Below are 9,346 nucleotides of genomic sequence, written 5' to 3'. Positions count from 1 at the left end.
GTATTTTTTATTTATTTCTGTGTGGGGGTGGGGGCGGGGGGGGGGCCCGCCCCCCCCCCCCCCGCGGTGAGGAAGGGCGGTCAGTCCTTGCCGAGCAGGCTGTTCATCCGCTCGATCTCCGCGCTCTGCGAGGTGATGATCTCTCCGGCCATCGCCCTGGCGGGTCCGTGGGCGCCGTCCGCCTGCTCGGTCCTGGCCATCTCGACCGCGCCTTCGTGGTGCTCGACCATCATCTCCAGGAAGGCGGTGTCGAACGCCTTCCCCGAGGCGTTCTCCAGCTCGGTCATGTCCTGGGCGGTCATCATGCCGCCCGTGCCGTCCATGCCGTGCATGGAGTGGTCCATGGCGCCCTCGGCGGGCACCTCCTCGCCCCAGGAGACGAGCCAGCCGGACAGGGTCCTGATCTCCGGGTCCTGGGCCTTCCTGATGTCCTCGGCGAGCTGCTTCACCTCGGCGGACCGGGCCCGGTCCGGCGCGAGGCCGGCCATCTCGACGGCCTGGCGGTGGTGGGGGATCATGCCCTTCGCGAACGCCACGTCCGCGGCGTTGTGCCGCCCCTGCGGCGCGGAGGCGGAGGCGGAGGACGGCGCGGAGGGCGAGGCGGCGTTGTGGCCGCCGTGTCCGGCCGGGGTGCCGTCGTCACCGGCACCGCCACAGGCGGCCAGGACGAGCGTCGCCGCACCGGCGGCGGCGACGGCGGCACAGCGGCGGACGAGGGAACGTGTGCGGATCATGGTGGTGCGACTCCTTCCCGCGCGCCGCTCAGCGGCACGCGGTGGAACGGATGTGGGCGTGCGAAGGCGCGGCACCCCTCGCCGGGATCGCGGGGGATCACCGGGAGCGTGGTGCCGGGCGGGCAGCTCTATATCCGCAGGAGCTGGAGCTCGGAGAGGTCGGGCGGTGCGCGTCCGTCCCCGGACGATCCCTTGGGGACCGTCGCCGGCGCGGCGGCCGGGGCCCCGTCCAGCGGGGCGCCGGTCAGCGCGGGCGGCGCGTAGGCCGATCCGATGCCGGCGGCCGCGCACGTCCCGTCGGCGTGGTCGAGGTGACCCGATCCACCGTCCGTGTGTGCGCAGGCCCCGCCCGCGTGGGGCATGCCCTCCGCCGCGGCCGGCATCGTCGCGTGGGCGGCGTCCGCGTGCGCGGCGGGGGTCGCTCCGGGGGCCAGGCCGTGCATGCCGAGCACACCGGCCAGCACCGCCATCACCAGCAGCACGAACAGCCGCCCGGCCGGGCGGCTGCGCGTTCGGGCGCTGCTGGTCACGCGCCCATCGTAGGGGCGCCTCACCGCGGCGGCGCGCCGACCCGTGCGGCGGTGGTTCGAAGACAGGAACCGGGGCGGGGGAACCGAAGCGGCCGTCACAGGGCGGGGGACCGGAAGCGGCCGTCAGGCGCCGTGCCCGTGCAGTCGCTTCTCCTCCGCACGCGCCGGCGCCCCGTCCGCCTCGGTGCCGGCCGGTGTCCGGTCCGGATCGCGGAGGCTGATCTCCACGTGTCCGTCGACGACGCGCGTGTCGAAGGCGGGCTGGGGGGCGGTGGCGGGGCCGCGTACGTTCCAGCCGTCCGAGAGCCGGAAGACGCTGCCGTGCCAGGGGCACTCGACACATCCGTCGGCGACCTCGCCCTCGGACAGCGGCCCGGCCAGATGGCTGCACCGCTCGGCCAGCGCGTGGATGGTGCCGCCGGCCTCGCGCACCACCAGGACGGGCACATCGTCCACGGTCCGCCGCACGGCTCGGCCGGCCGGGAACTCGTCCACGCCGCCGATCCGGTGCCAGCCCTCCCTGACGACGTGCGGGACCTCTTCGGCGTGGTTGGCGCCGGCGGCCTGGTGGTAGGCCAGGTGGCCGCCGAGCATGCCTCCCACGCCGACCGCCGTCAGCCCGAGGAAGCCGTACGTCCGGCCCGCACCGGCCCGTCCGGTGAGGCGGCAGAAGAGCGAGGCGCCGTACAGGCCCACGGCCGTCACGTTGGCCACGGCGTGCACCAGCCCCACCCGGGTCTGCTCCCGGCGGAGTTCGGCCCAGTCGACCGCGCCCGCCAGCGCGGCCGGAGCGGCCGCCGCCAGCCCGACGCCCACCAGGGCCCCGGCCTCCCGGGAACGGCCGGGCCACAGGTCCATGACCGCGGCCGACATCCAGCTGCCGATCGGCACCTGCACCATCAGTGGGTGCGCGGGATGGCCGAGCGGCTTGCCGTGCAGCGCGTCCCGCGCCCGGCCGAGCGGCAGGGCCCGCACACGTCTGGTCAGCACGTCGATCACCGCGTCCGCCCGGGAATCGCGCTCCAGGGCTTCCAGCAGCGACAACATGCGGTTCTGTCCGGTGATGGGGTGGTCTGACCTTTTCCTCATGGGCGCAGGGTCCCCCCGGACGCGAAGGACAAACGGCGGACCCGGGCGCGCGGCGGTGTCCTCACCCGTGCGGCTGGAATACGGGGCCGTTCGGCCCGGGCCCCGCCGCCTGCGGGCGCGGACGTTCGCGGAGGACGGCTATTTTCCACGAGGGCTGCGATATCGCCTGATTCATCACCGCATGGACGTGAATCGCCGTTCCTGTAGTTGTCCGTGCCGCTGCCGAATGAGGAATGTGATGGCGACCCACACCGAGCCGGTGGCTCCCGTTCCCGTGCCCGAGCCTCTGAGGCGGGGCCGCGCAGTGGTCGCGTGGCTGACCACGACCGACCACAAAAGGATCGGCCACCTCTACCTGATCACGTCGTTCGGCTTCTTCCTGATCGGCGGGGCACTGGCGATGGTGATGCGGGCGGAACTGGCGCGGCCGGGCCTGCAGATCGTGTCGCCGGAGCAGTACAACCAGTCCTTCACGATGCACGGCACGATCATGCTGCTGCTCTTCGCCACCCCGACCTTCGCCGGGTTCGCCAACGCGATCATGCCGTTGCAGATCGGCTCTCCCGACGTCGCGTTCCCGCGGCTGAACATGTTCTCGTACTGGCTCTTCCTCTTCGGCGGGCTCATCGTGCTGAGCGGCTTCCTCACCCCCCAGGGTGCCGCCGACTTCGGCTGGACCGCCTATCCGCCGCTCAGCGGGGCGGAGCACGCGCCCTACCTCGGCGCCAACCTGTGGATCCTGGGGCTGGCGCTGGCCGGTTTCGGCACCATCCTCGGGGCGGTCAACTTCATCACCACCATCATCGGGATGCGGGCCCCCGGCATGACCATGTTCCGGATGCCGATCTTCACGTGGAACATCCTGCTCACCTCGGTGCTCGTGCTGCTGGCCTTCCCCGTGCTGGCGGCCGCCCTGCTGGTGCTGGCGGCGGACCGGCTGTTCGGGGCGCAGGTGTTCGACGCGGCGAACGGCGGGCCGATCCTGTGGCAGCACCTGTTCTGGTTCTTCGGCCATCCCGAGGTCTACATCCTCGCCCTGCCGTTCTTCGGGGTGGTGACGGAGATCCTCCCGGTCTTCTCGCGCAAGCCGATCTTCGGCTACACGAGCCTGATCGGCGCCACGATCGCCATCACCGGCCTGTCCGTGACCGTCTGGGCGCACCACATGTTCGCCACCGGTGCCGTGCTGCTGCCGTTCTTCTCCTTCATGAGCTTCCTGATCGCCGTGCCGACCGGAGTGAAGTTCTTCAACTGGACCGGCACGATGTGGCGGGGGTCCCTGTCCTTCGAACCGCCGATGCTGTGGGCGGTCGGCTTCCTGGTCACGTTCCTCTTCGGCGGGCTGACCGGTGTCCTGCTGGCCTCTCCGCCCATGGACTGGGAGGTCCACGACAGCTACTTCGTCGTGGCGCACTTCCACTACGTGCTCTTCGGCACGATCGTGTTCGCGATGTTCGGCGGCTTCAGCTTCTGGTGGCCCAAGATGACCGGCACCATGCTGAACCACCGGCTGGAGAAGATCCACTTCTGGACGCTGTTCGTCGGCTTCCACACCACGTTCCTGATCCAGCACTGGCTCGGCGCCGAGGGCATGCCCCGCCGGTACGCCGACTACCTCGCCGCCGACGGCTTCACCGCCCTCAACACCGTCTCTTCCATCGGCGCCTTCCTCCTCGGGCTGTCCACGCTGCCCTTCCTCTACAACGTCTGGAGGACGGCCCAGTACGGCACGCGGATCGAGGTCGACGACCCCTGGGGGTACGGGCGTTCGCTGGAGTGGGCCACCTCGTGCCCGCCGCCCCGCCACAACTTCGTCACCCTGCCGAGGATCCGGTCCGAATCCCCCGCCTTCGACCTGCACCACCCCGCGCTCGCGAGCCTCGACCAGGCGGAGAACACCGGTCAGCGCGACGTCCTGGACACCGGAGGCCACAAGGGCGACCGGACGTGACGGCTCGTCACGTCCGACGTCCTGGGTGTGCTCAGCGGGTCCGGTAGTGCGCGTAGACCAGTCCGGTGCCGAAGGAGCGCTTGTCGACCAGTTCGAGATCGAGGCGCACCCCGTCGGGGAAGAACCGCTTGCCGCCGCCGACCACGCTCGTGGTGACGAACAGGTGGTACTCGTCCACCAGGCCGGCCGCGATCGCCTGGGCCGCGAGGTCCGGGCCGGCGACGACGAGGTCGTGCTCGGCCTCCGCCTTGAGCCTGCGCACCGCCTCCGGGTCGAAGGTCCGCTCGATCCTGGTCCTCGCGCTGGACACCGACTCGAGCGTCGTGGAGTACACGATCTTCTGCGCCGCCCGCCAGTCGCGGGCGTACTGCTGGATGTGCGGGGGCTGCCCGTCGACGGGCGCGGTCTCCCAGTAGACCATCGTCTCGTACATCCGGCGGCCGTAGAGGTGTGTACCGGCGGACCGGAAGCGGTCGTTGATGAAGGTGTGCACCTCCGGGTCCTCGGCCCCGGTGCCGAGATCGCCCTCCGCCGCCGCGGCGTAGCCGTCGAGCGAGGTGATCATCGAGTAGATGAGCTGTGCCATGCGTCTCCTCCGAGTACGGGCGCGCCGGCCGTACGGCTGTCGTGCAGGCTGTGACCGCCGCACGGCCCGGAACTCATCGGCCGGCCGGAAACCGGTGGCGGACCCGGCCGGCCCGTGGCGAGGATCGCGGCATGTCCCACTTCCTGGAGACCGACCGGCTCGTCCTGCGCGCGTTCACGACGGCCGACACCGACCACCTGCTCGCCCTGGACAACGATCCCGAGGTCGTGCGCTTCATCAACGGAGGCCGCCCCACCAGCCGTGAGGCGATCGGGACGCGGGTCCTGCCGCGCCTCCTGCACGACTACCCGTGCTGGGAGACCCGCGGCTACTGGGCCGCGCAAGACCACCCCCGCCTCGTGCCGCCGGTGGCTCTGAAGGCAGGGGCGGTGGTACGTCCGGCGGGGCCGGAGCCGGTGTCGACGACGTCGCGTATCCCGCTCACGCCGTCGCCTCCGGCTTCGCCGGGGCGATCTCGGCGATCAGGCCCTCGACCAGGGTCCTGATCTCGTCGCGGATCGGGCGTACGGCCTCGACGCACTGGCCGGCCGGGTCGGCGAGCTTCCAGTCGAGGTAGCGCTTGCCGGGGAAGACGGGGCAGGTGTCGCCGCAGCCCATGGTGATGCAGACGTCCGACGCGCGGACCGCGTCGACGGTGAGGATCTTCGGCGTCTCCTCGGAGATGTCGATGCCGACCTCGGCCATGGCCTCGACGGCGGCCGGGTTGACCTGATCGCCGGGGGCGGAGCCGGCGGAGCGGACCTCGACGCGTTCGCCGGCCAGGTGGGTCAGCCAGGCGGCGGCCATCTGGGAGCGACCGGCGTTGTGGACGCAGACGAACAGGACGGACGGCTTGTCGGCCATGGTGGTCGTTCTCTCTCGTCGCACGGCGGGATCCAGCCGCCCATGACTTCAGCCCCTGCTGATGTCAGCAAGTGATGATGTGAGACTATCAGTGCATGCTGACTTCAGTCGATCCTGATGTGATCCGGGCGCTGGGTGATCCGCTCCGTCTCCGGATCGTGACTCTGCTGGCGCGCGAGACCCTCTGCACGACGCACCTGGTCGAGGAGACCGGAGCCAAGCAGACCAACCTCTCCAACCACATGAAGGTGCTGCGCGAGGCCGGGATCGTGGAGACCGAGCCCTGCGGCCGCTACACCTACTACAAGCTCAGGCCCGAGGTCCTGGCCGGCCTGTCGGAGCAGTTCGCCGAACTCGCCGCCTCCGCCCGTACCGCCGCCGAGAACAAGAGGGCCTGCCCGTGACCTCCGCCGAGCCCACCACCTCCGTGCGGACCGAGGGCGGCGACGACTCGATCGTCAGGAAGCTCTCCACCCTCGACCGCTACCTGGCGGTCTGGATCCTCATCGCCATGGCCGTCGGCCTCGGGCTCGGACGGGCCGTCCCCGGGCTGAACGACGCGCTGGCGAAGGTGGCGGTCGGCGGTGTCTCCCTGCCGATCGCGCTCGGCCTGCTGATCATGATGTACCCGGTCCTTGCCAAGGTCCGCTACGACCGGCTGGACGCCGTCACCGGCGACCGGAAGCTGATGATCTCCTCCCTGGTCGTCAACTGGCTCCTCGGACCCGCGGTGATGTTCGCCCTGGCATGGATCTTCCTACCGGACCTGCCCGAGTACCGCACCGGCCTGATCGTCGTGGGCCTGGCCCGCTGCATCGCCATGGTGATCATCTGGAACGACCTCGCCTGCGGCGACCGCGAGGCCGCGGCCGTGCTCGTAGCGCTGAACTCGGTCTTCCAGGTCCTGGCGTTCGGTCTGCTGGGCTGGTTCTACCTCGACCTGCTGCCCGGCTGGCTCGGCCTTGGCGACGGCGAGCACCTGGGCATCTCGATGTGGGAGATCGCCCTGAACGTGGTCATCTTCCTCGGCGTCCCGCTGCTGGCCGGCTTCCTGACCCGCCGGGTCGGTGAGCGGAAGATGGGCCGTGAGGCATACGAACAGCGTTTCCTGCCGAAGATCGGGCCGTGGGCGCTGTACGGGCTGCTGTTCACGATCGTCGTCCTCTTCGCCCTGCAGGGCAGGACCATCACCTCCCGGCCCCTGGACGTCGCCCGGATCGCCCTGCCGCTGCTCGTCTACTTCGCGGTCATGTTCTTCGGCACCTTCCTGCTCGGCAAGGGCCTGGGGCTCGCCTACGACCGCACCACCACGCTGGCGTTCACCGCGGCGGGCAACAACTTCGAGCTGGCCATCGCGGTCGCCATCGCCACCTTCGGTGTCACCTCCGGCCAGGCACTGTCCGGAGTCGTGGGCCCGCTCATCGAAGTTCCGGTGCTGATCGGTCTGGTCCACGTCGCGCTCGCCTGGCGAAGGAAGTTCGCCGCCGGCACGGTGACGACGGCGCCGTGACGCAGCACACGGGGGGAATGCTGCTGCCCGTCCGGCTGCGCGCCTGACCGGACCCGGCTCGGGCGCCCGTCAGGCGCGCAGGTCGAGCATGGCGGCCATGGCCGCCACCACGGACGGGGCGACCTGGTAGTAGACCCAGGTGCCGCGCCGTTCGGAGGTCAGCAGGCCGGCCTCGCGCAGCTTCTTGAGGTGGTGGGAGACGGTCGGCTGGGAGACGCCGACGTCCGCGATGTCGCACACGCACGCCTCTCCGCCCGGGTGTGAGGCGATCTTGGAGAACAGCCGCAGGCGCACCGGGTCCGAGAGCGCCTTGAACATGGCGGCCATCTTCTCCGCGTCAGCCTGTGACAGCTCGCCGGCGGTGATCGGCGGGCAGCACGGCACCGCGTCTCCGTCCCGCAGGACGGGCAGTTCCGCGACGTCTGAATTCGACATGTGTCTATGTTGACACTCGTCGATACGGGTGGCAAGCTCCGAGGCGAGGAGGGACATCGACAGGCATCGAATCAAGAAGGCCGTGACCCTCCGTACCGCGCCCACCGCGGCCCGGGCCCGCCGCGCCACCCGGGGGCGGCAGGCTCGGACGACCGCCCTCACCCGCGCGCGCCGACCCCTTCACCCCAGAGGAGACCGAGCATCATGAGCATCCAGCAGCTCCCCGTCGTCGTCATCGGGGCCGGCCCCGCGGGACTGGCCGCAGCCGCCCACCTCATCGAGCGCGGCATCGATCCCCTCGTTCTCGAAGCGGGCGACAAGGCCGGCGCGGCCGTGCGTGAGTGGAGCCACGTGCGTCTGTTCTCCACCTGGGGTGAGGTCGTCGACCCGGCCGCCGAGAAGTTGCTGGCCCCCACCGGCTGGACCCGGCCCGACCCGGCGACGTATCCGTCCGGCGGCGCCTGGGCCGAGCAGTACCTGCAGCCGCTCGCCGATGTCCTCGGGGCCAAGGTTCGCACCGGCGCCACCGTCACGGGTGTCTCCCGGGAGGGCCGTGACCGGATCGTCGACGCCGACCGGGAACAGCAGCCCTTCGTCGTGCACGTCGAGCACACCGACGGCCGCGAGGAGCGCATCCTCGCCCGCGCGGTGATCGACGCCTCCGGCACCTGGGCCACGGCCGGCCCGGCCGGCGGCAGCGGCCTGCCCGCGCTCGGGGAGAAGGCGGCGGCAGACCGAATCACCTACCGCGTGCCGGACCTTAGGAACCCGGCCGTCCGTGCCCGGTACGCGGGCAAGCGCACGGCCGTCATCGGTTCGGGCGCCTCCGCGTTCACCGCGCTCGCATACCTCGACGAACTGGCCGAGTCCGAGGACGGTACGGGGACGCACGTGGTGTGGGTCCTGCGCCGAGGCATCTCCGGCTCCACCTTCGGCGGCGGCACCGCCGACCAGCTCCCCGCCCGCGGGGCCCTCGGGCTCGCCGCGAAGGCCGCTGTCGACAAGGGGCACGCGGACGCGGTGACCGGCTTCCGCACCGAGGCGTTCGAACGCGACAACGACGGACGCCTCGTCCTCCTCGGCGAGGACGGACGCCGTCTGGACGCGGTGGACGAGGTGATCGTGCTGACCGGGTTCCGCCCCGATCTGACTTTCCTGGGCGAACTGCGCCTCGGCCTGGACGAGCGCCTCCAGGCACCGGTGGCACTCGCCCCGCTGATCGACCCCAACCAGCATTCCTGCGGCACCGTCTACCCCCACGGGCACCGCGAGCTCTCCCACCCCGAGCAGGGGATCTACCTGGTCGGCATGAAGTCCTACGGCCGCGCCCCCACCTTCCTGGCCATGACCGGGTACGAGCAGGTCCGCTCCGTCGCCGCGGCCATCGCCGGCGACCTCGACTCCGCCGACCGCGTCGAACTCACGCTTCCGGAGACCGGCGTCTGCGGCGGCGCGGGCCTGTTCGACACCCCCGATGCCCAACAGGCCGACGGCGGCGGCTGCTGCGCCGCACCGGAACCCCGGCTCGTCCAGCTCGCCGCGCCCGCGGCCGTGGGCGTCACCGCCGAGGGCGCTTCGGCGGGCGGTTGCTGCGGCTCGTGACCGGCCTCGACACCCGCGGCAGCGGGGCCGCGACCGGAACCGGGG

The 9,346-nt window shown here is 71.3% G+C and carries 10 protein-coding genes and 1 pseudogene; 5 read left to right on the top strand and 6 right to left on the bottom strand.

Going from position 1 to position 9,346, the window contains the following annotated elements; genetic code table 11:
- Positions 1-80: 80 nt before the first annotated feature.
- From ACFWJB_RS35130 to ACFWJB_RS35120, 3 genes are all read right to left on the bottom strand, one after another.
- On the bottom strand, positions 81-734 hold the full coding sequence (locus ACFWJB_RS35130) for a DUF305 domain-containing protein (RefSeq protein WP_385468632.1): 654 nt from the start codon (positions 732-734) through the stop codon (positions 81-83).
- Between the two features lie 128 nt (positions 735-862).
- Entirely contained in the window at positions 863-1,264 is a 402-nt protein-coding gene (locus ACFWJB_RS35125; RefSeq protein ID WP_386927359.1) for a DUF6153 family protein, read from the bottom strand.
- Positions 1,265-1,387: 123 nt separating this feature from the next.
- The gene (locus tag ACFWJB_RS35120) at positions 1,388-2,353 is read right to left on the bottom strand and encodes a Rieske 2Fe-2S domain-containing protein (protein ID WP_386927357.1); all 966 of its coding nucleotides are present in this window, start codon (positions 2,351-2,353) and stop codon (positions 1,388-1,390) included.
- Between the two features lie 238 nt (positions 2,354-2,591).
- Between ACFWJB_RS35120 and ctaD the strand changes: the two genes are divergently transcribed.
- On the top strand, positions 2,592-4,304 hold the full coding sequence (ctaD, locus tag ACFWJB_RS35115; protein WP_385468623.1) for a cytochrome c oxidase subunit I: 1,713 nt from the start codon (positions 2,592-2,594) through the stop codon (positions 4,302-4,304).
- Positions 4,305-4,335: 31 nt separating this feature from the next.
- On the opposite strand, the gene ACFWJB_RS35110 is transcribed toward ctaD, so the two are convergent.
- Positions 4,336-4,890 carry a dihydrofolate reductase family protein gene (locus ACFWJB_RS35110; protein WP_385468620.1) on the bottom strand — a complete coding sequence of 185 codons (555 nt, stop codon included), beginning with the start codon at positions 4,888-4,890 and terminating at the stop codon, positions 4,336-4,338.
- 131 nt (positions 4,891-5,021) lie between these two features.
- Here ACFWJB_RS35110 and ACFWJB_RS35105 point away from each other — a divergent pair.
- Positions 5,022-5,237 (top strand): annotated as a pseudogene (locus tag ACFWJB_RS35105) (GNAT family N-acetyltransferase); the annotation flags it as partial.
- A gap of 94 nt (positions 5,238-5,331) precedes the next feature.
- On the opposite strand, the gene ACFWJB_RS35100 reads toward ACFWJB_RS35105, so the two are convergent.
- A complete protein-coding gene (locus ACFWJB_RS35100) occupies positions 5,332-5,754 on the bottom strand; it encodes an arsenate reductase ArsC (RefSeq protein ID WP_386927361.1) in 423 nt (140 codons plus the stop codon).
- 95 nt (positions 5,755-5,849) lie between these two features.
- Between ACFWJB_RS35100 and ACFWJB_RS35095 the strand changes: the two genes are divergently transcribed.
- Together ACFWJB_RS35095 and arsB are read left to right on the top strand one after the other, a co-directional pair.
- Positions 5,850-6,158: an ArsR/SmtB family transcription factor gene (locus ACFWJB_RS35095; RefSeq protein WP_386927354.1), complete on the top strand. Its 309-nt coding sequence runs from the start codon at positions 5,850-5,852 to the stop codon at positions 6,156-6,158.
- On the top strand, positions 6,155-7,264 hold the full coding sequence (arsB, locus tag ACFWJB_RS35090) for an ACR3 family arsenite efflux transporter (RefSeq protein ID WP_386927352.1): 1,110 nt from the start codon (positions 6,155-6,157) through the stop codon (positions 7,262-7,264). The genes ACFWJB_RS35095 and arsB overlap by 4 nt, the downstream gene beginning before the upstream one ends.
- A gap of 69 nt (positions 7,265-7,333) precedes the next feature.
- Here the strand turns inward: arsB and ACFWJB_RS35085 are convergent, their stop codons facing one another.
- Positions 7,334-7,699 carry an ArsR/SmtB family transcription factor gene (locus ACFWJB_RS35085; RefSeq protein WP_386927350.1) on the bottom strand — a complete coding sequence of 122 codons (366 nt, stop codon included), beginning with the start codon at positions 7,697-7,699 and terminating at the stop codon, positions 7,334-7,336.
- A 204-nt stretch (positions 7,700-7,903) separates the two neighbouring features.
- On the opposite strand from ACFWJB_RS35085, the gene ACFWJB_RS35080 reads away from it, so the two are divergent.
- Positions 7,904-9,301 (top strand): NAD(P)-binding domain-containing protein, encoded by a 1,398-nt coding sequence (locus ACFWJB_RS35080; protein WP_386927348.1) that lies wholly within the window; start codon positions 7,904-7,906, stop codon positions 9,299-9,301.
- The last annotated feature ends 45 nt before the right edge of the window (positions 9,302-9,346 follow it).

Origin of the sequence: Streptomyces sp. NPDC127100, from assembly GCF_042724095.1 — a bacterium.
Classification (GTDB): domain Bacteria; phylum Actinomycetota; class Actinomycetes; order Streptomycetales; family Streptomycetaceae; genus Streptomyces.
This window is presented reverse-complemented; position numbering and strand designations above follow the sequence as displayed.

Coding starts and splice junctions, on each gene's coding strand:
- ACFWJB_RS35130 (WP_385468632.1), bottom strand. CDS start 734: ATGATCCGCACACGTTCCCTCGTCCGCCGCTGTGCCGCCGTCGCCGCC.
- ACFWJB_RS35120 (WP_386927357.1), bottom strand. CDS start 2,353: ATGAGGAAAAGGTCAGACCACCCCATCACCGGACAGAACCGCATGTTG.
- ctaD (WP_385468623.1), top strand. CDS start 2,592: ATGGCGACCCACACCGAGCCGGTGGCTCCCGTTCCCGTGCCCGAGCCT.
- ACFWJB_RS35110 (WP_385468620.1), bottom strand. CDS start 4,890: ATGGCACAGCTCATCTACTCGATGATCACCTCGCTCGACGGCTACGCC.
- ACFWJB_RS35100 (WP_386927361.1), bottom strand. CDS start 5,754: ATGGCCGACAAGCCGTCCGTCCTGTTCGTCTGCGTCCACAACGCCGGT.
- ACFWJB_RS35095 (WP_386927354.1), top strand. CDS start 5,850: ATGCTGACTTCAGTCGATCCTGATGTGATCCGGGCGCTGGGTGATCCG.
- ACFWJB_RS35085 (WP_386927350.1), bottom strand. CDS start 7,699: ATGTCGAATTCAGACGTCGCGGAACTGCCCGTCCTGCGGGACGGAGAC.
- ACFWJB_RS35080 (WP_386927348.1), top strand. CDS start 7,904: ATGAGCATCCAGCAGCTCCCCGTCGTCGTCATCGGGGCCGGCCCCGCG.